Annotated in this window: 18 protein-coding genes; 8 read left to right on the top strand and 10 right to left on the bottom strand. The window is 74.1% G+C overall.

Going from position 1 to position 23,597, the window contains the following annotated elements; all coding sequences use genetic code 11:
- Positions 1-65: 65 nt before the first annotated feature.
- Positions 66-2,675, bottom strand: a complete 2,610-nt coding sequence (locus tag WN71_RS35055; RefSeq protein ID WP_046588311.1) for a CHAT domain-containing protein — start codon at positions 2,673-2,675, stop codon at positions 66-68.
- 110 nt (positions 2,676-2,785) lie between these two features.
- Here WN71_RS35055 and WN71_RS35050 point away from each other — a divergent pair, with 110 nt between their 5' ends.
- The 3 genes from WN71_RS35050 to WN71_RS35040 are packed head-to-tail and all read left to right on the top strand — an operon-like array spanning position 2,786 to position 5,375.
- Complete coding sequence (locus WN71_RS35050) at positions 2,786-4,222, top strand: S8/S53 family peptidase (RefSeq protein WP_046588308.1); 1,437 nt, start codon at positions 2,786-2,788, stop codon at positions 4,220-4,222.
- Positions 4,219-4,857 (top strand): RNA polymerase sigma factor, encoded by a 639-nt coding sequence (locus WN71_RS35045; protein WP_079178357.1) that lies wholly within the window; start codon positions 4,219-4,221, stop codon positions 4,855-4,857. Before WN71_RS35050 ends, WN71_RS35045 begins: the two co-directional genes overlap by 4 nt.
- A complete protein-coding gene (locus WN71_RS35040) occupies positions 4,854-5,375 on the top strand; it encodes a hypothetical protein (RefSeq protein WP_046588302.1) in 522 nt (173 codons plus the stop codon). The genes WN71_RS35045 and WN71_RS35040 overlap by 4 nt, the downstream gene beginning before the upstream one ends.
- A gap of 106 nt (positions 5,376-5,481) precedes the next feature.
- Here the strand turns inward: WN71_RS35040 and WN71_RS35035 are convergent, their stop codons facing one another.
- Complete coding sequence (locus tag WN71_RS35035) at positions 5,482-6,279, bottom strand: N-formylglutamate amidohydrolase (RefSeq protein ID WP_046588300.1); 798 nt, start codon at positions 6,277-6,279, stop codon at positions 5,482-5,484.
- Between the two features lie 155 nt (positions 6,280-6,434).
- Between WN71_RS35035 and WN71_RS35030 the strand changes: the two genes are divergently transcribed.
- Positions 6,435-6,776 carry a DUF5713 family protein gene (locus WN71_RS35030; RefSeq protein ID WP_046588298.1) on the top strand — a complete coding sequence of 114 codons (342 nt, stop codon included), beginning with the start codon at positions 6,435-6,437 and terminating at the stop codon, positions 6,774-6,776.
- A gap of 115 nt (positions 6,777-6,891) precedes the next feature.
- Here the strand turns inward: WN71_RS35030 and WN71_RS35025 are convergent, their stop codons facing one another.
- Positions 6,892-9,111 carry an NADP-dependent isocitrate dehydrogenase gene (locus WN71_RS35025; protein ID WP_046588297.1) on the bottom strand — a complete coding sequence of 740 codons (2,220 nt, stop codon included), beginning with the start codon at positions 9,109-9,111 and terminating at the stop codon, positions 6,892-6,894.
- A 249-nt stretch (positions 9,112-9,360) separates the two neighbouring features.
- On the opposite strand from WN71_RS35025, the gene WN71_RS35020 reads away from it, so the two are divergent.
- The gene (locus tag WN71_RS35020; RefSeq protein WP_046588295.1) at positions 9,361-10,935 is read left to right on the top strand and encodes a M1 family metallopeptidase; all 1,575 of its coding nucleotides are present in this window, start codon (positions 9,361-9,363) and stop codon (positions 10,933-10,935) included.
- Positions 10,936-11,053: 118 nt separating this feature from the next.
- Here the strand turns inward: WN71_RS35020 and WN71_RS35015 are convergent, their stop codons facing one another.
- The 3 genes from WN71_RS35015 to WN71_RS35005 form a co-directional block, all read right to left on the bottom strand.
- A complete protein-coding gene (locus WN71_RS35015) occupies positions 11,054-12,211 on the bottom strand; it encodes a mechanosensitive ion channel family protein (protein ID WP_046588294.1) in 1,158 nt (385 codons plus the stop codon).
- Between the two features lie 230 nt (positions 12,212-12,441).
- On the bottom strand, positions 12,442-13,974 hold the full coding sequence (locus WN71_RS35010; protein ID WP_046588292.1) for an amino acid permease: 1,533 nt from the start codon (positions 13,972-13,974) through the stop codon (positions 12,442-12,444).
- A 46-nt stretch (positions 13,975-14,020) separates the two neighbouring features.
- Entirely contained in the window at positions 14,021-15,022 is a 1,002-nt protein-coding gene (locus WN71_RS35005) for a hypothetical protein (protein WP_046588291.1), read from the bottom strand.
- A gap of 276 nt (positions 15,023-15,298) precedes the next feature.
- Between WN71_RS35005 and WN71_RS35000 the strand changes: the two genes are divergently transcribed.
- From WN71_RS35000 to WN71_RS34990, 3 genes are all read left to right on the top strand, one after another.
- The gene (locus WN71_RS35000; RefSeq protein WP_046588289.1) at positions 15,299-16,738 is read left to right on the top strand and encodes an FGGY family carbohydrate kinase; all 1,440 of its coding nucleotides are present in this window, start codon (positions 15,299-15,301) and stop codon (positions 16,736-16,738) included.
- A 407-nt stretch (positions 16,739-17,145) separates the two neighbouring features.
- Positions 17,146-18,525 carry an FAD-dependent oxidoreductase gene (locus WN71_RS34995; protein WP_046588461.1) on the top strand — a complete coding sequence of 460 codons (1,380 nt, stop codon included), beginning with the start codon at positions 17,146-17,148 and terminating at the stop codon, positions 18,523-18,525.
- Positions 18,522-19,748: an NAD(P)/FAD-dependent oxidoreductase gene (locus WN71_RS34990; protein ID WP_046588288.1), complete on the top strand. Its 1,227-nt coding sequence runs from the start codon at positions 18,522-18,524 to the stop codon at positions 19,746-19,748. The genes WN71_RS34995 and WN71_RS34990 overlap by 4 nt, the downstream gene beginning before the upstream one ends.
- A 72-nt stretch (positions 19,749-19,820) precedes the next feature.
- Here the strand turns inward: WN71_RS34990 and WN71_RS34985 are convergent, their stop codons facing one another.
- The 4 genes from WN71_RS34985 to WN71_RS34970 all read right to left on the bottom strand — a co-directional run bounded on the left by WN71_RS34985 (position 19,821) and on the right by WN71_RS34970 (position 23,343).
- The gene (locus WN71_RS34985; protein WP_046588286.1) at positions 19,821-20,585 is read right to left on the bottom strand and encodes a crotonase/enoyl-CoA hydratase family protein; all 765 of its coding nucleotides are present in this window, start codon (positions 20,583-20,585) and stop codon (positions 19,821-19,823) included.
- Positions 20,586-20,716: 131 nt separating this feature from the next.
- Complete coding sequence (locus WN71_RS34980) at positions 20,717-21,334, bottom strand: VOC family protein (protein ID WP_046588284.1); 618 nt, start codon at positions 21,332-21,334, stop codon at positions 20,717-20,719.
- 42 nt (positions 21,335-21,376) lie between these two features.
- Positions 21,377-22,135, bottom strand: a complete 759-nt coding sequence (locus WN71_RS34975; protein WP_046588282.1) for an SDR family oxidoreductase — start codon at positions 22,133-22,135, stop codon at positions 21,377-21,379.
- 224 nt (positions 22,136-22,359) lie between these two features.
- The gene (locus tag WN71_RS34970) at positions 22,360-23,343 is read right to left on the bottom strand and encodes a lysylphosphatidylglycerol synthase transmembrane domain-containing protein (RefSeq protein WP_240529873.1); all 984 of its coding nucleotides are present in this window, start codon (positions 23,341-23,343) and stop codon (positions 22,360-22,362) included.
- Positions 23,344-23,597: the final 254 nt, after the last annotated feature.

Here is a 23,597-nt window from a genome sequence, read left to right as displayed (position 1 = left end):
GAACTGCGCGAAGGGGCCCCACCGGGCCGCGCGGGGCGACGGGGGGAGGGCTCCCAGGGGGCCGGTCAGGCGGAGCCGAAGGCCGCGAAGGCCCAGCCCGTCGCCTGGTGCAGCGCGTCACCCGGCAGGGCCGCGCGGGCGTCGCGCAGCGCCTCCGCCAGGGAGAGGCCCGCCGTCAGGCCCTTGTGCAGGGACAGCATCAGGGGGACGACCGCCTCGTCGTTGACCGGCGCGCTGGAGGCCACGACACCCGCCGTACCGAGCGGGAGCAGCGCCGTCACCAGGCCGAGGAGCTCGTCCGCGCCCACCGAGGCGAGCCGTGCCGTGTCGCAGCTGGAGAGGATGATCCGGTACGGGCTGCGGGCCAGGCGCTCGAAGTCGTGCACGATGAGAGGCCCGTCGGCCATCCGCAGCGACGAGAACAGCGGGCTGTCCGCGCGGAACGTGCCGTGCGCGGCGATGTGCGCGAGGGGAGCGCCGTCGAGGGCCTCCAACACCCGCGGCACGCACGCCTCGTCGTGCTCCAGAACCGTCGAACCGCCGTAGTGGCGGCTGAGTTCGGGCACCTCGGCACCCCCGGTCGCGAGGCCCGGACCGCGCACCAGCACCGGCCGCCCCTCGCGCGGCGGCTCGGTCTCCCGCGCCCGCAGCCAACTCCCCGCCGACGGCGACACGCTGAGCACCCGCTCGCGCAGCGACGGCAGCAGCGCCCAGGTCACCCGGTGCAGCGCGCCCGGCGGGACGACCACCACCGGACCGGACCCGAGATGGCGTGCGGCCTCGCCCAGCAGCAGCTGTTCCAGGTGCCGTCCGGCCGCCTCCACGATCGGCAGCCGGCTCTCCGCGCCCGGGTGGGCGAGCCGGCGCAGTGCGGCCTGGACGTGCTCGGCCTCCCGTACGGCCTCCGCCAGCGTGCCCGCCTCGAACCGCCGTACCCGCCCCTCCCCGCACAGCAGGACATGCACCCGCCCGTCCAGCACGGCCAGTTCGACCAGCCGGCCGTCGGTCTCGGCGAGCCGCGCGAGCAGCGGGCCCGGCTCGAAGCGGCGGCTGTCGCCCGCCGCGTCGCCCCGCAGGTGGAGGGTGCGGGCCCTGATCTCCTTTTCCAGGCGCCGCTGTTCGCGTTCGAGCGCCAGGACCGGGTGGCCGTCCATGCGGGCCGCGTCGGCGCGGGCGGCGATCTCGCGGAACGCGGTCATGTCGCTGAGCAGCGCCGGGTCGGCGGGCGGCCGGGTGGGCGGCGCGGACAGCACGGTGGCCCGCCACCGCTCGCTCCACACCAGCAGCCGGCGCGGCGCACCGGCGGTGAGCGCGGCCTGCTGGGCGAGCGCGGCCAGTTCGGCGCCCTGCGCGGTGGCGCGGGCCCGCAACTCCGAGGCGCCCAGCGTCATCCGGTGGTCGTCGAGCACGTCGAGACCGCGCCGGCACGCCTCCAGCACACCGCGCGCCGAACCGGCCGCCCGGTGCCGCAGCGCCTGCGCGGCCCAGCCGGTGATCCGGGCCAGCGGCGGCCCGCTGCGCCTGCTGCGCGCGGCGACCGCCAGGTGCCGTTCGGCGTCCTCGGTCCAGCCCAGCGCGAGCGCGATCCGGCCCGCGAGCAGTGAGGCCTCCGGCGCGGAGGGCGAGCCGAACGACGCCAGCCGCTCGGCGACCGCCGCGGCCTCCGCGACCAGCCGCCCCGAACTGCGCCCGGCGGTGAACCGCGCCTCGGTCAGCACCAGTCGGGCGTGCGTCTCCCACCAGGTGCGGCGCTGCGCGGCGAACAGCCGTACCGCGGTCGCGGCGCGCGCGACCGCGGTGTTCGGGTCGTCCGCCAGCCGGGCCGCGCGGGCGGCGGTCAGCAGCAGCTCCGCCTTGCGGGTGGACTGGCCGCCGATGCCGTCGAGGACGCCGATCGCCGCGTCCGCCTCGGCGAGCGCCTCCGGGGCGAGCCCGGCGGCCATCAGCACCTCGCAGCGGCGGATGTCGAGCATGAAGGTCGGGGTGCCGAGCTTGCCGTAGCGCTCCTCGGCCTCGTCGAGCAGCCGCAGGGCGGCCGGGATGTCACCGGCGCGGAACTTGGCGAGACCCCGGCTCTCCACCGCGTCCGCCTTGTCGTGCTCCTGGCCGGTGGTCTCCCACAGCCGTTCGGCCGCGGTGAAGTCGGCGTCGGCGCGCTCCACCGCGCCCAGCGCCAGATGCACGGTGGCCCGCAGCGTGAGCGCCCGCGCGGTCCAGATGACGTCGTCGGCCTGGCGCAGCACGGCGATCGCCCGGCGTACGTCCTCCAGCGCCTCCGGGTGGTGGCCCAGCACCCACCAGACGTACGCCCGCAGGTAGAGCACGCGCGCGCGGGTGTGTCCCACCCCGCGTGCGACCCCGCGCTCGAAGGCGGCGAGGCCCTGCCGGGTGCGCCCCGCGTGCACCAGTGCGACCCCGAGGGTGCCGAGCACCTCCGCCTCCCGTTCGGCGGAGTCGGCGCGCGCCGCGAGGTCGCGGGCGCGCCGCAGATGCGTGAGGGCGATCCGCAGATCGCCGAAGTCCCGCTGCCAGATGCCGATCACCTGGTGGGCGATCGAGGCATGCAGGGGTGAGGGATCGGTGCCGAGCACCTCTTCGGCCCTGGACAGTGCGTCGTTGGGGGCGGCGTACACCATCGGCAGCAGCTCGAGAACGGAGTCGCTTCCCGCTGTCACGCAACGGATGGTAATGCTCCGTGACACACCCTTCACAGGTTTGACGCTGTATCAATCGGAGGCCGTGCGGCTCTGACTGACAACCGCTTCCTCAGGGGGAGGACCACACCATGGCACCACAGCGATTCCACGAGCAGTTCGACCAGATCCAGCGCTCCATGCCCGACGTCCCGCTGGCGATGGGGCCGGACGACTCCGCGGAGTTCTTCTACGAGAAGGGTGTCGTCCTCGCCAGGGACGGGGCGGAGGCCGCACTCGTCGAGGACCGGGTGCGCACCCACTTCACCGAGGCGACCGGGCTCTCCGCCGACCATGTGCGCCGGGCCGGCCCCGAGACCAACCGCTCGGGCATCACGCGCATCCAGGTCGGCGACCCCGGCCACGGCGACCGGCACGGCGATCGCGCCGTGCACCACGCGCTGCGGGCGCTGAGCGAGGCGGAGGGCCGGGCCGGCCACCGGCTCGTCAGCCGCAACCACGTGGTGTCCATCGCCGTCAACGCCTGTCCGGGCGACGAGCCCGTGCCCGCCCCGCTCACCCAGGGCACCAACCCGGCGCCCGCGGACGGCCCTTACGACGCCGACACCGCCGTCAAGGTCCTGGTGGTCGACACCGGCCTGATGGCGGACTTCAGCTCGTCGCCGCTGCTCGCCCACACGCAGGGCGACCCCCAGTTGCGCGAGTGCGACGAGGCGGGCGTGCTCCAGCAGTACGTGGGCCACGGCACCTTCATCGCGGGCCTGGTCGCGGCGGTCGCGCCCAACACCGAGATCACCGTGCGCAACACCCTCAACGACGCCGGCGCGATCCTCGAATCCGACTTCGGCGCCGCGCTGTTCGCGTCCGTCGACGAGCACGGCTGGCCCGACGTGATCAGCCTGTCGGCGGGCACCTCCAACGGCCGCACCGACGGCCTGCTCGGCATCGACGCCTTCATGACCGAACTGCGCGCCCAGGGCACGCTGCTGGTCGCCGCGGCGGGCAACAACTCCAGTGCCACGCCGTTCTGGCCGGCCGCCTACGCCGACCTGCCCGAGTACCGGGACGTCGTGCTCTCGGTGGGCGCGCTGCGCGGCGACGGCGACTACGGCGCCTGCTTCAGCAACCACGGCTCCTGGGTGAAGGCGTACGCGCCCGGCGAGCGGCTCACCGGAGTCCTCACCGGCTTCGGCGCCCCGGTGCCGTACGTCTACCAGCACTCCACCTACGACGCCTGCCGCTACGGCTTCACCTACACCTGCACCTGCCAGTACCCGCGCCACACCGGGGTGCTCAGCGAGGACCGGGCCGGCACCGGGGGCAAGCCCGACCAGGTCATGTTCGAGGGGTACGCGCACTGGAGCGGCACTTCCTTCGCCACCCCCGTCGCCGCGGGGATGGTGGCCGCGCACATGACGGCGCACAAGGAGAGCGCGCCCCGCGCGGCCCTGCGGCAGCTCCTGGACGCCACCACGGCCTACGCGGAGGTGCGGGGGGCGCACGTGCCCGCGCTGCGGCCCCCCACCTGGCAGCCGGTGCCGGTGGTACGGCTCGCTCCTCCGGCATGAGGGCCGGAACCCTCCACTCCACGGCGTACCATGACTTGCCGTACACGAGGGGTGGGGCCGTGGAACGTGCAGATGTCGGCGCATTGGTCCGGGCGGCCGTCGACGGCGACGCGGCGGCCTGGAAGGCGCTGGTGGAGGGACTCAGTCCCCTGGTGTGGTCGGTGGTGCGCGCACACCGCCTCTCCGACGCCGACGGCCACGAGGTGTACCAGACCGTGTGGTTCCGGTTCGCCCAGCACCTGGGGCGGATCAGGGAGCCCGACAAGGCCGGGAGTTGGCTCGCGAGCACCGCGCGGCACGAGTGCCTCAAGGTGATCAAGGGCCTGACCCGGCTGATGCCGACGGACGACCAGCAGCTGCTCGACCGGCCGAGCGAGGACCTGACGCCCGAGCAGTCGCTGCTGGACTCCGAGGAGGCGGACGCCCAGGCCGAGCGGATCCGGCGGCTGTGGCAGGAGTTCGAGGAACTGGGCGAGCGGTGCAGGCAGTTGCTGCGCGTGCTGATGGCCACGCCGCCGCCCAGCTACCAGGAGGTGTCCTCGGCGCTCGGTATCGCCGTGGGCAGCATCGGGCCGCTGCGCCAGCGCTGCCTGCGCCGGCTCAGGGCCCGGCTCGACGCGAGGGGAGCGGCATGAGCGGCGTGCGCGACGACGGCTTCGACGGCCGTTTCGACGACCGTTTCGAGGACGACGAAGAGAGTGCGGTGGACGAGGAGTTCGACGCGGACATCCTGGAGGAGGAGCTGCGGCAGGCGGTCGCCGTGCTCGATCCGGTCCCGGACGAGCTGCGGCAGATCGCGATCGAGGCGTTCGCGCTGCACGACATGGACGCCAAGCTGGCCGAGCTGACCTTCGACTCGCTGGTCGACGCGATCCCGGTGCGGGGCGCGGTCGACGTGCCGCGGATGCTCACCTTCACCGCGGGCGACCTGACCGTCGACGTCGAGGTCACCCCGCACGGGCTGCTGGGCCAGATCCTGCCGCCCCAGCCGGCCGGTATCGAGGTGCTCGGCGGCCCCCACCCGGCCGCCCCCACCACGCTCACCGCCGACGGCATGGGCCGCTTCGCCGGCGACGCCGGCGTCTCGGGCCCGTTCGCGCTGCGGCTGCGCACGGGCGGGGACGTGATCGTCACGGAGTGGCTGCGGGCCTGAGTGGCGGCGTCCCGGGGCGGGACCGGGGAGCGGCGTGGTGTCCGGGCGCGTCGGAGAGCGGCGGGGTCCGGAGGCGGGTCCCGGAACGGCGGGGTCCGCGGGCGGGTCAGAGAGCGGCGGCGTGGGCCAGTTCGGCCAGCGCCGCCGCCAGCCGCTCCAGACCGGCGCCCGCGGGACCGCCCGGCTCCGTCATGTACGTGTCCCGGCGGATCTCCACCATGAGGGCGGACACCCGCGGCTCGACGCCGTAGTACCTCAACGGCACGTACGCCCCCGAGAACGGGCTGTCCAGGCCGGTCTCCCCGAACGGCGCGAACGCCGAGCGGGCGGCGTCGACGAGCGCGTCCGGGGTGTGGAAGGCGTCGGTCCCCAGGCACACCGGCGGTCTCGGGCCCGCGCCGTGCAGCTCGTAGGGCAGCGGCGCGCTCGGGTAGGAGTGCACATCGATGATCACGGCCCGCCCGGTGGCCGCCAGCCGGTCCGCGACCGCGTCCGTCATCGCCTGCGCGTACGGCCGGAAGTGGCGGGTGAGCAGCGGCTCGGGGTCGCTGTCCGGCGGGCGCAGCGCCGCCCCGTGCGTGGTGCGGGTGTACACCGCGCCCATCCCGGCCGCCAGCATCTCCTCGCGCTCGTCGGGGAACCGCTCCGGGTCGACGACCAGGCGGGAGAGCCGGTTGACGAACCGCCAGGGCGCCACCGGGCACGCCCCGGCGGCCGCCGCGGCGAGTTCGCCGGTGTGCGCGTCGGTGATGTGGTCCAGCTCCCGCTCCAGCGCCTCGTCGTCCAGCACGATCCCGTCCCGCAGCCGCGCCGGGACCGTCCGGGACCCGTGCGGCACGTGCAGGATCACGGGGGACTCCGCGGAACCGGGCAGGAGTTCGAACGAGGGGGCGTCAGCGGGCATGTGCGGCTCCAAGGGGTTCGGCGGCGGGGCGCGGCGGTGCGTTCGGCGGCACCCTGCGGCACCCGGCGGCGTTGTCAGTGGCGTACGGCAGTATCGAGATCACCGACCACGGTGCCACACGGCACCGACAGTCCAGCCGCACCAGGGGGAACACCATGTCCGTCCGCAACGAGCAGGTGACCGCGCACCGGTTCCTCAAGGCGCTCTACGCCGACGGCTACTTCCCGGACGCGGTCGTCGACCGGGGCCGGGACGTCCTGCTCGCCCTGTGCGCGCGCATCGAGGCGGAGCGCCCCGCCGACCTGGCGGCGCTCTACCGGCTCACGCACGCGGCCACCGAGGAGTTCAACGACCTGCAGGACGCGTTCCTGGAGGCGGAGAGCGACATCGAGACGGTCGCCCGTGAGGAGATAGCGGGCGACTTCCGATTCATCGCGCGGGCCTACGGCTTTCCCGACGCGGACGCGGAGGATCTGATCGCGCCGCGCGACTGGTGAGGCGGCGGGGCGGCCCGGCGCGCCGGGGGGAGCCGGGCCGGAGCTCGCCCGGGAACGGCGAAGGACCCGCGCGCCGTGCGGAACGCGGGCCCTTCGGGGGTGCTCAGCCGGGTGCTCAGACCAGGGTGGCGAGCGTCTCGTTCCACGTGGTGGACGGGCGCATCACCGCGTCGGCCTTGGCGGTGTCGGGGCGGTAGTAGCCGCCGATGTCGGCCGGCTTGCCCTGGACCGCGAGCAGCTCGTCGACGATCTTCTGCTCGTTCGCCGCGAGGGACTCGGCGAACGGCGCGAACGCCTTCGCGAGGTCCGCGTCGTCGGTCTGCGCGGCCAGCTCCTGCGCCCAGTACAGGGACAGGAAGAAGTGGCTGCCGCGGTTGTCGATGCCACCGACGCGGCGGGCCGGCGACTTGTTCTCGTTGAGGAACGTCGCCGTCGCGCGGTCGAGGGTGTCGGCCAGGACCTGGGCGCGGGCGTTGCCGGTGGTCTTGGCGTACTGCTCGAAGGACGGCACCAGGGCGAAGAACTCGCCGAGCGAGTCCCAGCGCAGGTAGTCCTCCTTGACCAGCTGCTGGACGTGCTTCGGCGCGGAGCCGCCGGCGCCGGTCTCGAACAGGCCGCCGCCCGCCATCAGCGGGACGACCGAGAGCATCTTGGCGCTGGTGCCCAGCTCCAGGATCGGGAAGAGGTCGGTCAGGTAGTCGCGCAGCACGTTGCCGGTGACGGAGATGGTGTTCTCGCCGCGGCGGATGCGCTCGATCGACAGCTTCGTCGCCTCGACCGGGGCGAGGACCTTGATGTCCAGGCCCTCGGTGTCGTGGTCGGCGAGGTAGCGCTGCACCTTCTCGATGAGCACGGCGTCGTGGGCGCGGGTGGCGTCCAGCCAGAACACGGCCGGGTCGCCGGTGGCGCGGGCGCGCGTGACGGCCAGCTTCACCCAGTCGCGGATCGGGGCGTCCTTGGTCTGGCAGGCGCGGAAGATGTCGCCCTCGGAGACCGGCTGCTCCAGGACGACGTCGCCGGCCTGGTCGACCAGGCGGACGGTGCCGGCGGCCTGGATCTCGAAGGTCTTGTCGTGGGAGCCGTACTCCTCGGCCTTCTGCGCCATGAGGCCGACGTTCGGCACCGAGCCCATGGTGGCGGGGTCGTAGGCGCCGTTGGCCCGGCAGTCCTCGACGACGGCCTGGTAGACGCCGGAGTAGGAGGAGTCCGGCAGCACCGCGAGGGTGTCGGCCTCCTCGCCGTCCGGGCCCCACATGTGGCCGGAGGTGCGGATCATGGCCGGCATCGAGGCGTCGACGATGACGTCGGACGGCACGTGCAGGTTGGTGATGCCGCGGTCGGAGTCGACCATGGCGAGCGCCGGTCCTTCGGCGATCTCCGCGTCGAAGGACGCCTTGATGGCGTCGCCCTCGGGCAGCGCCTCCAGGCCCTTGAGGATGCCGCCGAGACCGTCGTTGGGGGACAGGCCGGCCGCGGCCAGCACGGCGCCGTACTGCGCGAAGGTCTTCGGGAAGAAGGCGCGCACCACGTGGCCGAAGACGATCGGGTCGGAGACCTTCATCATCGTGGCCTTCAGGTGCACGGAGAAGAGCACGCCCTCCGCCTTGGCGCGGGCGACCTGCGCGGCGAGGAACTCGTTCAGCGCGGCGGCGCGCATCACGGAGGCGTCGACGACCTCGTCCTTGAGGACGGGGACGGACTCGCGCAGCACGGTGGTGGTGCCGTCGGCGGCGACCAGCTCGATGCGGAGCGTGCCGTCCTCGGTGATCACCGTGGACTTCTCGGTGGAGCGGAAGTCGTTCTGCCCCATGGTCGCGACATTGGTCTTGGAGTCGGCGGACCAGGTACCCATGCGGTGCGGGTGGGTCTTGGCGAAGTTCTTGACCGAGGCGGGGGCGCGGCGGTCGGAGTTGCCCTCGCGCAGCACCGGGTTGACCGCGGAGCCCTTGATCTTGTCGTAGCGGGCGCGGATGTCGCGCTCCTCGTCGGACTTCGGGTCGTCCGGGTAGTCCGGCAGCGCGAAGCCCTTCTCCTGCAGCTCGGCGACGGCCGCCTTGAGCTGCGGGATGGACGCCGAGATGTTCGGCAGCTTGACGATGTTGGCCGCGGGCGTCTTCGCCAGCTCGCCCAGCTCGGTCAGCGCGTCGGCGATGCGCTGTTCCTCCTGGAGGTACTCGGGGAAGACGGCCAGGATGCGCCCGGCCAGCGAGATGTCGCGGGTCTCCACGGCGACACCGGCCTGGGAGGCGTACGCCTGGACCACCGGCAGGAACGAATGCGTCGCCAGGGCCGGGGCTTCGTCTGTGTAGGTGTAGAAGATGGTCGAGTCAGTCACCGGGTGCTCCGCTCCACGTCTGCAACATTGCTCGACATCAAGATATCTCGTGATCGCCGCGGCCTCGACAGGGGTCCGCCAGGACGCCTCCGCGGATCTCGCCCGAGGGCCCGCAACTTGTCATGGGCACTTTCGAAACTTCTTCCGTTTCCCGGGCAACCGAACGCCGCCCTCCGGTGGTCAAGGGAGTGGAACGCACACCTGAGACGGCCGGGGCTGACCTCCCGGCCGCCCGAGCGAAAGCGGATCATGAGATATCGCACCAGAGTGACGGCCCCGGTGGCCGCCCTGTTCGGCACGGCGGCGGCCCTGGCCGCGGGCGCGGGGACGGCCCGCGCGGCCGGTACCGGCGGCTCCTCCCCGGCCCCGGCCGGCCGGGACGCGGCCCCGGGCGCCGAGACCGTCGACGACCCCGTGTTCCCCACCCTCGGCAACGCCGGCTACCGCGTGCGGGCCTACCACCTGGATGTCGCCTGGGACGCGACGACGCGGCTCGTCGACGTGACCGCGACCCTGGAGATCCGCGCCGAGCAGGACCTCGACCGCTTCTCCCTGGACGCGCTGGGCCTGGACATACGCTCCGTGGACGTCGACGGCAGGGCGGCGACGTTCGAGCAGGCCGGCGAGAAGCTGCGGATCACCCCCGCCCGGGTCCTGTGCGCCCACGACGGCGCCACCGTGCGCATCGCGTACTCCGCCGACCCGCGCCGCACCCTGACCCACACCGGCTGGGTGGCCACCCCCGACGGCTTCGCGGTCGCCGGGCAGCCCGACGCGGCGCACACCGTCTTCCCGTGCAACGACCACCCCACGGACAAGGCGGACTTCACCTTCCGCATCACCGTCCCCGAGGGGCTGCGCGGTGTCGCGAACGGCATCCTGGAGCGCACCGAGACCCTCGACGGCGGCCGCACGGCGTACACCTACCGCTCCCGCTCGCCCATGGCCACCGAACTGGTGCAGATCACGGTCGGCGACTACGTCGTCAAGGACCGGCCCGGCCCGCACGGCCTGCCGCTGCGCGACATCGTGCCCACCGCCCGCGCCGCCGCGCTGGAGCCCGCGCTGGCCCTCACCCCCGGCCTGGTCGACTGGCTCGAGCAGCGGCTCGGGGCGTTCCCGTTCGAGACGTACGGCCTGCTGCCGTGCAACTCCGACGACCCGAACGCCTTCGACTTCACCGGCCTGGAGACCCAGACCCTCACGCTGTACAAGCCGAACTTCCTGCTCCAGGAAGAGGCCAAGATCGGCTCGCACATGATGCACGAGCTGGTCCACTCCTGGTTCGGCAACAGCGTCTCGCCCGCCACCTGGGCCGACCTCTGGCTCAACGAGGGCCACGCCGACTTCTACGGGCTGCTGTACCGCTACGAGCGCGGCTGGCCGGACTCGCTGGGCCTGACCACCATGGAAGCCCGGATGAAGGACACCTACGCCCGCGGCGACCAGTGGCGCCACGACTCGGGTCCGGTCGCGAAGCCGAACGCGGTCAACCTCTTCGACAACCAGCGCTACCTGGGCGGCGTGCTCACCCTGTACGCGCTGCGCGAGCTGATCGGCGAGGACGCCTTCCACGCCGTCGAGCGGGCCTTCCTCGCCCGCTACCGCGACTCCGCGGCGACGACGGAGGACTACATCGCCGTCGCGTCGTCCGTCTCCGGCCAGGACGTCACCGGCTTCCTGCGGGACTGGCTCTACGGCACCACCACGCCGCGGATGCCGAACCACCCGGACTGGACGGTCACGCCGGTCGCGTCGGCCCTCGCCGCGCCGCACGCCCGCTCGGCCGGGCGCTACCACGACGCGTCGGCCACGCTGGGCTGACACGGCACCGGGCGGGCGGGGGAGACCCTCCGCCCGCCCGGGAATGGCCGGGCGGGGTGCCCGCCCGGCCGCTCGCGCGTGGGGGGCCCACAGGGGAGGCCCTCCGCGCGCGGGCTGGTCAGTCGACCCGGTCGGCGGACGGCACGTCGCGGCCGCCGCCCGCGCTGGTGGACGGCACGTCGCCGCCGCGGCCCGCGCCCGCCTCCCGCTGATGCGGTATCACCACCGACGCCGCCTCCTGGGCCTGCCCCGGCCCCTGGAGCGTCACCGTCCGCCGCGGCGCCGGGACGCTGATGCCCTCCTCGGCGAACCGCCGGTGCAGCCGCTTGATGAACTCGTGCTTGATCCGGTACTGGTCGCTGAACTCCCCGACGCCCAGGATGATCGTGAAGTCGATCCGCGAGTCGCCGAACGTGTGGAAACGGACGGCCGGTTCGTGCTCCGGCACCGCGCCGTCGATCTGCGTCATCACCTCGGCGACGACCTCCATGGTCACCCGCTCGACGTGCTCCAGGTCGCTGTCGTACCCCACGCCCGCCTGCACCAGCACCGTCAACTTCTGCTCGGGGCGCGTGAAGTTGGTCATGTTGGTCCCCGCCAGCTGCCCGTTGGGGATGATGACGAGGTTGTTGGAGAGCTGACGGACCGTCGTCTGACGCCAGTTGATGTCCACGACATAGCCCTCCTCGCCGCTGCTGAGCCGGATGTAGTCGCCCGGCTGCACGCTCTTGGAGGCGAGGATGTGGATGCCCGCGAAGAGGTTGGCGAGGGTGTCCTGGAGGGCGAGCGCCACCGCGAGACCGCCCACACCCAGAGCGGTGAGCAGCGGCGCTATGGAGATCCCGAGCGCCTGGAGCGCCACCAGGCCGCCCAGGGCGAGCACCACGACCCGGGTGATGTTCACGAAGATGGTCGCCGACCCGGCGACGCCGGAGCGCGACTGCGTGAACGCCTGCACCAGGCCGGTGACCACGCGGGCCACGGACACCGTCACCGCGAGGATGAGCAGGACCTGGATGGTCTGGTTGACGTGGTGCTGGACGGTCCTGGTGAGCGGCAGCACCGCCGCGGCCGCCGCCGCGCCGCCCGCGATCGCCGCCCACGGCAGCACCGGCCGCAGCGCGTCCACCAGCACGTCGTCGCCGTTCCAGCGGGTGCGCTTGGCGTGCTTGGCGAGCCACCCCAGCAGCAGGCGGGAGAGGAACGCGGCGAGGAAGCCCGCGGCCAGCGCGATCCCGGCGAGTGTCCCGTCGTCCAGCGTGAGGGCGCGGTTCACCGGTCACCTCCGGAAGGTCGCCGCGCGATACGCGCCGCCGTCGACGGCCGGATGTGAAGTCTTGTCACGTCGTCCCCTGCTCCGGTACGGGATGTGCGGTCGCGCCGGCCGCATGGAGCGGTGGGCCGACGCGACCGATCATCCTGCCGTATCGAGCGGGGCAGTTCGTACCACGGTTCCGCCGCGACGGCCGGGACCGGAGAGTCGCCCGAGGGGTGTCCGGGCGGGAATCAGACGATTCCCTCCGCGAGTTCGGCCTGGTCCTGCTCGGAGCCGTAGGCGGCGGTCTGCGGAGTGCCGTACGAACGGCGGGCTATGTACCACCACGCGCTGGCGAGCACCAGCACGACGACGAGCGCGATGGCCGCGTAGTTCATCGAGTCGACCGTCACCGGCGAGGACTGCGGCAGGCAGAACAGCACGGTGACGAACGCCACCCACACCACCGCGGTCCAGCCGATCGGCTTGCTCCACCTGCCGAGCGACCAGGGGCCCGGCTGGAACCGGTCGCCCGCGCGCAGCCGCAGGAAGACGGGGATGGCGTAGGCGGGGGTGATCCCGATGACGTTGATGGCCGTGACCGCGCCGTACGCCGTCGTCGAGTACAGGGAGGGCAGCGCGAGCACCCCGGCGACGACGACCGACAGCCACACCGCGGCGACCGGGGTGTGGGTGCGGTTGCTGACCCGGCGCCACAGCTCCGAACCCGGCAGGGCCCGGTCCCGGCTGAACGCGAACACCATGCGACTGGCCGCGGCCACCTCGGCGTTGCCGCAGAACAGCTGGGCCACGATGACCACCAGGAGCAGCGCGCTCGCGCCGCCCTTGCCGAGGCCGTCCAGCAGGATCTGCGCGGGCGGCACGCCGGTCGCGGTCTCGCGGGTCGCGGTGTAGTCCTGGATCGCGAAGGTCAGGCCGGCCAGCAGCACGAAACCGGCGATCCAGGAGACCCAGATGGAACGCACGATGCCGCGGGCGGCGGACACCGACGCGTTGGAGGTCTCCTCGGACAGGTGCGCCGAGGCGTCGTAGCCGCAGAACGTGTACTGCGCCAGCAGCAGTCCGATCGCGGCCACGTAGACAGGGTTCGACCAGCCCGTGTCGTTCACGAACTTGGTGAACACGAAGGACGCGGACTGGTGGTGGTCGGGCCAGATCGCCAGCGCGCCGACGATCAGCGCCACACCCGCCAGATGCCACCAGACGCTGACCGAGTTGAGGATGCTGACCAGGTGCACGCCGAACAGGTTCAGCACGGCGTGCAGCAGCAGGATCGCGACGAATATCAGCATCGTCCTGCCGGGCGTCGGCTCGAAGCCCCACTGGAGGTTGGCGAACGCGCCGGTGAACAGGGCGGCGCCGTAGTCGATGCCGGCGATCGCGCCGAGCAGGCCGAGCAGGTTCAGCCAGCCGGTGTACCAGCCCCAGCGGCGGCCGCCGAGCCGGTCCGCCATGTAGTACAGCGCGCCGGACGTCGGATAGGCGCTGGTGACCTCCGCCAGGGAGAGACCGACGAAGAGCACGAACAGGCCGACACCCGCCCAGCCCCACAGCATCACCGCGGGGCCGCCCGCGCCCATGCCGAAGCCGTACAGCGTCATGCAGCCCGACAGGATCGAGATCACCGAGAAGCTGATCGCGAAGTTGCCGAAGCCGCCCATGCGGCGGGCGAGCACCGGACGGTAGCCGAGTTCGCGCAGGCGCTGCTCCTCGTCCTGGTCGGACAGGCCGGGTGGAGCCGATGGTTCAGAGGTGCTGGACATGCGGAAACCTCCGAGAGAAAGGCACTACGGGGGAAATGTGGGGGAATCAGGGGTGACGGCCGGAGCCGCGGGCCGCGGCGCGGCTGCGCGAACGGGCCTGGAGGAAGACCTCCATGGCCTGGGACGCGTCACCCGCGTCGGCCGTGCGGTAGGCCCAGGGGAGCGGCGTGTAGTACGGCCCGAGCGCGTCGAACACCCGTGCCGCCTCCGGGAACTGCAGCGCGCCCCAGAGGGCGTGGGCCAGGTGGTTGAGGTCCAGCAGCGACCGCTCGGGCGCGGTGGTGTGCTCGAACCAGGCGTGCAGCGCCCGTTGGGCCTCGCGGGTGGCGTCCTCGGCCACCCAGTGCAGGTCCAGGGCCGCGTCCCGGCCGCCGACCCGGCGGTAGCGCTCGACGCGCACGTACAGCGGCAGCACGTGCAGCGCGGAGCCCATCGGCGCGGTGCCGGCCGCCCAGTGCGTGTAGCCGACCGCCTCGGCGAGCCGCTCCCCGGTGCCGCGCGCATAGACGAACTGCAACATGCGGTGATACGCCTCGCGGTTGTACGGGTCCCGCTTGTCGGCCTCCGCGAGCAGCCCCCACGGCCCCGACGGCAGCAGCGGCTCCGGCGGCCGGGCCCGGTGCTCCTCCCAGCTCTGCTTGTGGTCCAGCTGCGCCAGCGCCAGCAGACACACCCAGGGCACGGGATCGTGCGGGGCGGTCCTGGTCGCGCTCTGGCTCGCGTCCCACGCCTCGATCCACAACTCGTGCGTACGGCGGTGGTTCTCCCGGTGCGCGCGCAGCGCCCGCTCCACCGCGACCCGGGCGTGCATCACCGTCGCCGGGACGCTGAACGGCTCCTCCGCCAGCCACGCCCGGACCACGTCGGTGCCCGCCGCCGCGGCGGCCAGGACCTGGGTCCGCTGCGTCCACTGCCACCAGGCCCGGGTGGAGTCGAGCAGCCCGCGCATCGCCATCCACCGGCCGGTGCGCAGGTCCTGGAGGGCGGCGCGCAGTGCCACGTCATGACCGGCCGGATCGTACGCGGGACGTGCTCCGTCTCTGGCCATCAGCCGCGCGCCCCCCGGCGGGGGTCGGGCGCGACGGCGCGGTGGACTAACAACTGCCTTCCTCCGGACGGACGTTGAGGAGATCACGTTTTTCGGCCGTCACTATAGAGGTGGACGCCGGACACCATCGGTGGTTTCCGGAACGTATTTAACACCCTTCCCCAGCAGCAACTTTGACTGTCAGTCAGTCAATCAACGCGGGTCGACGGCGGAGCTTGACGGCGCGCTCACGACGACGGCAGTCTGTCGCGCAGTGATCAGCCAGGGGAGGGCTTGATGACAGGTCCGGTGCTCGCCGTCGACCAGGGCACGTCAGGCACCAAAGCCCTGGTGATCTGCCCCGAACGGGGCGTCATCGGCACCGGTTTCGCCGAGGTCCGGCCCCGCCATCTGCCCGGCGGCCTCGTCGAGGTCGACCCCGTCGAGCTCTACGACTCCGTCCTGGTCGCCTGCCGTCGCGCGCTCGCCGAGGGCGGCGAACCGGTCGCGGCCGTGGGTCTGGCCAACCAGGGCGAGACCGTCCTCGCCTGGGATCCCGCCACCGGCCGCCCGCTCACCGACGCCCTGGTCTGGCAGGACCGCCGCGCCGAGCGAATCTGCGCCGAACTCGCCCCGGAAAGCGAAGAGTTGCGACAGCTGACCGGGCTGCCCGTCGACCCCTACTTCGCCGCCCCCAAAATGGCCTGGATACGACGCCATCTGACCGAGGACGGCGTCGTCACCACCTCCGACGCCTGGCTCGTGCACCGGCTCACCGGAGCCTTCGTCACCGACGCGGCCACCGCCGGGCGCACCGGACTGCTCGACCTCGACCACGCGCGGTGGTCGCCGCGCGCCCTGGAGCTGTACGGCCTGACCGGCGAACGCCTCCCCGAGGTCGTCGACGCCGCGGGCGAGTTCGCCACCACCGAGGAGTTCGGCCGCGCCGTCCCGCTCACCGGGCTCGTCGTCGACCAGCAGGCGGCCCTGCTGGCCCAGCGGGTCACCGCCCCCGGCAGCGCCAAGTGCACCTACGGAACGGGCGCGTTCCTGCTCGCGCACACCGGCGACACCCCCCGGCGCGGCACCTCGGGACTGGTCAGCTGCGTCGCCTGGCGGCTCGCCGGACGGACCAGTTACTGCCTGGACGGCCAGGTCTACACGGCCGCGTCCGCGGTGCGCTGGCTCACCGACCTCGGCGTCATCTCCGGCGCCACCGACCTCGATCGCGTCGGCGGCGGCGTACCGGACAGCGGCGGCGTCACCTTCGTCCCCGCCCTCGCCGGGCTCGCCGCCCCCTGGTGGCGCGGCGACCTGCGCGGCTCGCTGACCGGACTCGGCCTCGACACCGGCCCGGGGCACGTGGTGCGCGCGCTGTGCGAGGGTATCGCCGCCCAGGTCGTCGACCTCGCCGACGCCGTCGCCGCCGACCTCGGCACCCCGCTCGAATCCCTGCGCGTCGACGGCGGCCTGACCCGCTCGGCGCTGCTCATGCAGACCCAGGCCGACCTCCTCCAGCGCCCCGTCGAGGTGTCCGCGCTGCCCGACGCGACCGCGCTGGGCGTCGGCACGCTGGCCCGGCTCGGCGCCGACCCCCGGCTGACCCTGGAGGAGGCCCTGCCGGACTGGCGGCCCGCCGCCGTCCACGAGCCCCGGATCAGCGCCGACGAGGCCGCCGAACGGCTGGCCGGGTTCCGCGCCGCGGTGCACACCCTGCTGGAACGGAGCCCGGCATGAACACCGGCCCGAACGGCGGGCCCGCCGCCCGGCCGTCGTCCGCCGCTGCCGGGTCGGCCGTCCGTCCGTCGTCCGCCGCCGCTGAGTTGGCCGCCCGATCGTCGTCCGCCGCCGTCGAGCCCACCGCCCGGCCTTCGTCCGCTTCGGACGGGTGCGTCGCCTGGCCGTCGTCCGCCTCCCCCGCGGGAACCGTTCCCGCCGACGGGTCGGTCGTCTCCGCGGAGTCCGCCCACCCGCAGCCTGCCGTCGCGCCGCCCGCTCGTCAGTCGGCCGCCGCCGCGCCGCCCGCTCGCCCGCTGCCCGCCGTCGTAGCGTCCGAGCGCCCGGCAGGGCTCCCGCAGCCCGCCGTCGCGCCGCCCGAGCCCCCGGCAGGGGTCCCGCAGCCGGTCGTCACCGCCGAGGGCGCGCTGCCCGCGGAGCCGTACGACGTGGTGATCGTCGGGGCCGGAGTCGTCGGCTCGGCGATCGCCCGGGCGCTGGCCCGCCACCCCGGGCTGCGCGTCGCGCTGGTGGAGGCGCAGGACGACGTCGGGCAGGGCACGTCCAAGGCCAACACCGCGATCCTGCACACCGGGTTCGATGCGGTCCCCGGATCGCTGGAGGCCCGTCTGGTCCGCGAGGGCGGCCGGCAACTCGCCGCCTACGCCGCCGAGTCGGGCATCCCCGTCGAACCGGTCGGCGCGCTCCTCGTCGCCTGGGACGAGGGACAGCTCGCCGCCCTGCCCGCACTCGCCGCCAAGGCCGTGCGCAACGGCTACCAGGACGCCCGGCCCCTCGACCCCGAGGAGCTCTACACCCGCGAACCACACCTCGGCCCCGGCGCGCTCGGCGCCCTGCACGTGCCCGGCGAGAGCATCGTCTGCCCCTGGACCACGACCCTCGCCTACGCCACCCAGGCCGTGCGGCACGGCGTCCACCTCCACCTCAACACCCGGGTGGAGAAGGCCGACCGGCCGGGCGGCCTGCACCGTCTGACCACCGGCCGCGGCACCCTGTACGCCCACCGCCTGGTCAACGCCGCCGGGTTGCACGCCGACACCCTCGACCGGCGCCTCGGCCACGACGACTTCACCGTCACCCCGCGCCGCGGCCAGCTCATCGTCTTCGACAAGTTCGCCCGCGCCCTCGTCCACCACATCCTGCTGCCCGTCCCCACGGCCCTCGGCAAGGGCGTCCTCGTCGCCCCCACCGTCTACGGCAACGTCCTGCTCGGGCCGACCGCCGAGGACCTCCGCGACAAACACGCCACCGGCTCCACCGCCGACGGCCTCGCCGCGCTCCGCGAGAAGGGCGCCCGCGTCCTGCCCCGCCTGCTCGACGAGGAGGTCACCGCCGTCTACGCGGGCCTGCGCGCCGCCACCGAGCACGACGACTACCGCATCACCGCCCACGCCGAGCAGGGGCTCGTCACCGTCGGCGGCATCCGCTCCACCGGCCTGACCGCCTCCCTCGCCATCGCCGACCACGTCACCGCGCTGCTCGCGGACACCGGCCTGGACCTCGGCCCGGCCCGCGACCTCGAACCGGTGCACATGCCCAACCTCGGCGAGGCGTTTCCCCGCCCCTACCAGCGGCCCGAACTCATCGCCCAGGACCCCGAGTACGGCACCCTCGTCTGCCACTGCGAACGCGTCTCGCGCGGCGAGATCCGCGACGCCCTCACCAGCACGCTCCCCCCGCGCGGCCTCGACGGGCTGCGCCGCCGCACCCGGGCCCGCTCCGGCCGCTGCCAGGGCTTCTACTGCGGTGCCACGGTCCGCGCGCTCTTCGAGGAGTCACGCGCATGACCGGCCGAGAACGGTCGGTGGACGTCCTGATCGTCGGCGCGGGCCCCGCCGGGCTCGCGGCGGCCGCCCGCCTCGCCGCCGCGGGCGTGGAGCGGGTCGAGGTCCTGGACCGGGAACGGCAGGCCGGGGGAGTGCCCCGGCACTGCGCGCACGGCGGCTTCGGCACCTGGACCCACCCGCTGACCGGGCCCGTCTACGCCCGGCTGCTCCGCGACGGCGCCGTGCACGCGGGCGCGGTCGTGCGCACCGGGGTCACCGCGCTCGACTGGGCCGGCCCGCTCACCCTGGCCGCCGTCGGCCCGCGCGGCCCCGAGAACGTCACCGCCCGCGCCGTCGTCCTCGCCACCGGCGCCCGCGAACGCCCGCGCGCCGCACGCCTGGTGCCCGGCACCCGGCCCGCCGGGGTCTACACGACCGGCGAGTTGCAGCAGGCCGTCCATCTGCACGGGCAGCGGATCGGCAGCCGCGCGGTCGTCGTCGGCGCGGAGGACGTCTCGTACGCGGCCGCCGCCACCGTACGGGCCGCCGGGGCGCAGGTCGCCGCCATGGTCACCGACCAGGCCCGGGCCCAGACATCCCCGTTGCGCGCCCAGGACGCCCGACTGCGGCGCGGCATCCCGCTGCTCACCCGCACCACCGTCGCCGAACTCCTCGGCCACGGACGGCTGTACGGCGTCCGCGTCCGCGCCCACGACGGCCGTACGACCGTACTGCCGTGCGACACCGTCGTGTTCACCGGCGACTTCGTGCCCGACCACGAACTCGCCCGGCGCGGCCAGATCGTCCTCGACCCCGCGAGCCGGGCCCCCGCCGTCGACGGCGGCCTGCACACCTCGCGCCCCGGCGTCTTCGCGGTCGGCAGCGTGCTGCACCCCGTGGAGAGCGCGGGCACCGCGGCCCGCGAGGGGGTGCAGGCGGCGGGCGCGGTCCTGGAGTGGCTGGTCGCCGCCGAATGGCCCGGCTCGGTCCGGCTCGTGGTGGAACGGCCGCTGCACTGGATCGCCCCGCACCGCGTCACCCGCGGCGACGACCTGCCGTACGTCCTGCGCACCACCGCCGAACTCACCGCCCCGGTGCTGTACGTCCTCCAGAACGGCCGCCTGCTGCACCGCGAGCGCGTGCTCGCCCGCACGGTGCTGCCAGGCCGCCCGCTGCACCTGTCCCCGCGCTGGACCCACCTGGTCGACCCGCGGGGCGGGGAGGTGCGGATACGGGTGGGCTGACGGGCGGGGCGGTCCACCCCGGTGTGCGCGGCCGGGAACGGTCCGCCCCGGTGTGCGCGGCCGGGCGGCGGCTCAGAGGTTCGTGAACGAACCGTGGCGGCCCGCGCCGGAGGCGAAGCGGGCGGCGCCTTCGAGGCTCTGCGCCAGCACGCCCGCCCCGTGCCGGACTTCACCGAGCAGCGCCGCCGGCTCGTCCAGGCCCTCCTGGTCGAGGACGGACGCGCGGTCCGATCGCAGGCACGCCTGCGGGAAGCGCGCGATCTCCGCGGCCAGCGCCTCCGCCTCGGCACGCGCCGACCCGGTGGGCACGACTCGGTTGGCGAGCCCCATCTCCAGGGCCTCGCGGGCGGGCACCGGCCGGCCGGTCAGGATCAGGTCCATGGCCCGGCTGGTGCCGATCAGCCGCGGCAGCCGTACCGTTCCGCCGTCGATCAGCGGCACGCCCCAGCGGCGGCAGAACACCCCGAACACCGCGTCCTCCTCGGCGACCCGCAGATCGCACCAGAGGGCCAGCTCCAGACCGCCCGCGACGGCGTGGCCCGCGACGGCGGCGATCACCGGCTTCGACAGCCGCAGCCGGGTCGGGCCCATCGGCCCGTCACCGTCCTCGGCGACCCGGTTGCCGCGCTCGGTGCCGATCGCCTTGAGGTCCGCCCCCGCGCAGAACGTGCCGCCCTCGCCCCACAGCACGGCCACCCGGGCCTCGTCGTCCGCCTCGAACTCCCGGAAGGCGGCCACGAGTTCGGCGGCCGTGGGGCCGTCCACGGCGTTGCGTGCCGCGGGCCGGGACAGGACGACCGTGGTGACCTGCCCCGCGCGCTCCAGCCGTACGCCCATGACCGGCTCCTTCCCTCGGCTGCCCGATGCGGAAGGCCACTGTGCCACGGCGGCGGCCGGCGCTCCGGGCAGGGGCAGGGGTGCACGGGGGCAGGGGTGCAGGGGAGTACTCCCGGCGCCCCCGCGTCCCGTCACTCCGGCGCCGGTGTCCCCGCCTGCTCGCCGACCATGTACCGGGCGTACCAGTCCGGCCAGTCCGGGTCCTCCGCCCCGGTCCGCGCCTCGTGCTCGCCGTGCGCCGCCGCGGCCCGGCGCAGCGCGGACGCCAGGTCCGCCGCCGAGGAGAAGGAGGTGGCCGCGGGGTCCACCCGTCCCGGCAGCCGCGACGTGATCTCCTGGAGGATCCAGCCATTGCCGTCCGGGTCGCCGAACGACAGGAAGGACCCGTAGCTGCTGCGCCCGGGATCGGGGCCGGGCACCCGGGCGTCGGTCCCGGCGTGATGGAACACACCGGTGGCGTCATGGAACACCTCGCTGGGGTCCGCGCCGTGCTTGACCAGTTCCTCTCGGGCCGCCTCGATGTCGTCGACGACCAGTTGGAGGCCCCGGGCCGTGCCGGGCGCCTGCTCGGTGACGGACGTACCGAAGATGACCGAGGCGGGGGAGCCCGGTGGCGTCACCTGCACCACCCGGTAGCCCGCTTCGGGGGTGATGTCGGCGTCGAGCCGCCAGCCCAGCGCCGTGTAGAAGTCCTTGGCCCGGTCGACGTCGGACACCGGGACCACGACGACCTCGAGTTTCATGTCCATGCGTGCGCCTCTCGCTTCGAGTGGGGCAGGTCTGCGGTGCGGTCAGCGGGCGACGAGCTGCTGCCCGCCGTCGATGTCGTAGGTGGCGCCGGTGAGGGCGCCGTTGGCCATGAGATGCACGGCGAGGGCGGCGACGTCCGCCGGGCCGACGACCCGCCCGATGGGCAGGGTCCGTCTCAACTCCTCGCGCCGCGCCTCAAGCCGGTCGCCGAGCAGAGCGGCCGACAGCGGGGTGTCCACGAACCCGGCCGCGATGAGGTTGATCCGCACCGGGGCGACCTCCAGCGCGAGTTGGGCGGTCAGCGCCGGCAGCGCGGCCGTGAGGGCGCCCATGACGGCCATGCCCGGCGCGGGCCGGCGGCCGCCGGTGCCGCCGATGAACAGCAGCGTCCCGCCGGGCCGCACCATTCCGCGGCCGGCCCGCGCCACCGCCAGCATCATGGCGATCCGCCCGCCGAAGTCCCGCCCGGCGTCGGCGAGATCCAGTTCGTCGAGGGGTGTGTACGCCGGGCTGCCCGCGGTGACGAGCACATGGTCGACCGGAGCCGGCAGGGTGTCGAGGAAGTGCTCCAGGCGTACGGCGTCCGTGGCGTCGAACGAGGCCGTGCTCAGCGGCTTCAGCTCGTCCGCCGCCCGCGCGAGGCGCTCCGGGTCGCGGGCCACCAGCACCACGTCACCGCCCGCGGCGCGGACCTGGCGCGCGGTCTCCAGACCGATGCCCGCGCTGCCGCCCACGACCACGACCGTCTGCCCGGCCGGCGCTCCGCGCGTCTCCTCGGGGCCGTCTCCGGTTGCACTCACAGGGCGTCACATCCGTTCGCGCCCGGTCGCCGTCGGGGTCGCCGTCGGTCCTTCCGCTCCTGGGACTCGCGTGAAGGACGTGGCGGGGCCGGGCGCCGGGTCGTTCGCCCACGGGCCGCCGCCCTCGGAGATCCAGTCTGGCACTCGTCCGGCGGTACGGCATCCGGGCTCGGCGCGCGGGGCGGGCGGCCCGCCCGGGGGCCGCCCGCGGTCCGCGCGGGTCCTCAGATCACCTTCAGCCGCACCAGGGCGCCCAGCGTCACCGCCCCCGGCACCAGCGGCACCCAGACGGTGATGATCCGGTACGCCAGCACCACCGCCGTGGCGAGCGCCACCGGGCCGCCCGCCGCGACCAGCGCCACGATCAGGGCGGCCTCGACGGAACCCAGGCCGCCCGGGGTCGGCACCAGCGCCACGGCGACCGTCGCCGCCAGATACGCGAGCGCCATGTACACGGGCGGCACCGGCAGATCCAGCGCCTGTCCCACCGCGACCAGCCCGGCCGCCTGCAACGTGGGGAAGGCCAGCGACCCGCCCCACAGGGCCAGGGCGCGCGCCGGCCGGGTGTGCACCGAGCGCAGTTCGCCGAGCGCGGTGCGCAGGAAGCCGAACACGGCCGTCCGCAGCCGCCGTACGAGAGCGAGTACGGCGGCGGCGACGAGGGCCGCCCCCGCGACGGCGAGCAGCAGCGGGCCGAGCGTGCCGTGCGGCAGCAGCGAACCGATGCGCAGCGCGTCGGGGAACGCGAGCAGCAGCGCGGTGAGCAGCCCGACGCGGGCGACGGACTCGGCGAGGAGATACAGCGCCACCGCGGCCGAGGACCGGGCCAGCGGTACCCCGCACACCGACATGAACCGCAGGTTGACGGCGCTCGCGCCGAGGCCGGTCGGCAGCAGGTGGTTGGCCGCGCCGGCCGCGAACTGGGTGGCCAGCAGCCGCCGTTTGGGCAGTGGCTGGACGACGGCGCCCTGCCGGGTGAAGGCGGCCGCCACCCAGGTCAGGCAGGTCGCCCCGGCGGCGGCCAGCAGCCAGGGCCACTCGGCCGTGCGCAACTGGCCGAAGCCCTCCACGAGCACGTCGCGGTGTTGCACCGCGGCCGCGGCGACGAGGAGGAGCGGGACCAGGCACAGGACCTGGCGGACGGGGACGCGACGGGGGAGTCGGGGGAATCGTCCCGGGCGAAGATCGGGGAGTTGTACCGCAGTCACACTCGGAGAGGTTCTCCGCACCGGCCCAACTGCGGGTTGCGGATGCGGGACCGGCGGCTTACGGACGGAAAGCGGGTGGGGAGGGTGGTTCATAGGGCCCTTCGTGCCGAGCGGAAGAGTGGCACCTGCATCGAGGTCAACGACGCCTGGGCCCGAGCGTTGCGGACGGCGATCTTCCGGCGGGTTCGGGGAGGACGGGCGCGGGCGTACGATCACTCGTACGGCCGCGCCGGGCGCCCGTCTCAACGGGGCCG

The organism is Streptomyces mangrovisoli, assembly GCF_000974985.2.
Lineage (GTDB): Bacteria > Actinomycetota > Actinomycetes > Streptomycetales > Streptomycetaceae > Streptomyces > Streptomyces mangrovisoli.
This window is presented reverse-complemented; position numbering and strand designations above follow the sequence as displayed.

Bases quoted from the DNA above. Each gene is read 5' to 3' on its own strand.
- WN71_RS35020 (WP_046588295.1), top strand. From the start codon at position 9,361: ATGAGATATCGCACCAGAGTGACGGCCCCGGTGGCCGCCCTGTTCGGC.
- WN71_RS34980 (WP_046588284.1), bottom strand. From the start codon at position 21,334: ATGGACATGAAACTCGAGGTCGTCGTGGTCCCGGTGTCCGACGTCGAC.
- WN71_RS35040 (WP_046588302.1), top strand. From the start codon at position 4,854: ATGAGCGGCGTGCGCGACGACGGCTTCGACGGCCGTTTCGACGACCGT.
- WN71_RS35045 (WP_079178357.1), top strand. From the start codon at position 4,219: ATGAGGGCCGGAACCCTCCACTCCACGGCGTACCATGACTTGCCGTAC.
- WN71_RS35005 (WP_046588291.1), bottom strand. From the start codon at position 15,022: ATGGCCAGAGACGGAGCACGTCCCGCGTACGATCCGGCCGGTCATGAC.
- WN71_RS35035 (WP_046588300.1), bottom strand. From the start codon at position 6,279: ATGCCCGCTGACGCCCCCTCGTTCGAACTCCTGCCCGGTTCCGCGGAG.
- WN71_RS35000 (WP_046588289.1), top strand. From the start codon at position 15,299: ATGACAGGTCCGGTGCTCGCCGTCGACCAGGGCACGTCAGGCACCAAA.
- WN71_RS35050 (WP_046588308.1), top strand. From the start codon at position 2,786: ATGGCACCACAGCGATTCCACGAGCAGTTCGACCAGATCCAGCGCTCC.
- WN71_RS35030 (WP_046588298.1), top strand. From the start codon at position 6,435: ATGTCCGTCCGCAACGAGCAGGTGACCGCGCACCGGTTCCTCAAGGCG.
- WN71_RS34985 (WP_046588286.1), bottom strand. From the start codon at position 20,585: ATGGGCGTACGGCTGGAGCGCGCGGGGCAGGTCACCACGGTCGTCCTG.
- WN71_RS35010 (WP_046588292.1), bottom strand. From the start codon at position 13,974: ATGTCCAGCACCTCTGAACCATCGGCTCCACCCGGCCTGTCCGACCAG.
- WN71_RS34990 (WP_046588288.1), top strand. From the start codon at position 18,522: ATGACCGGCCGAGAACGGTCGGTGGACGTCCTGATCGTCGGCGCGGGC.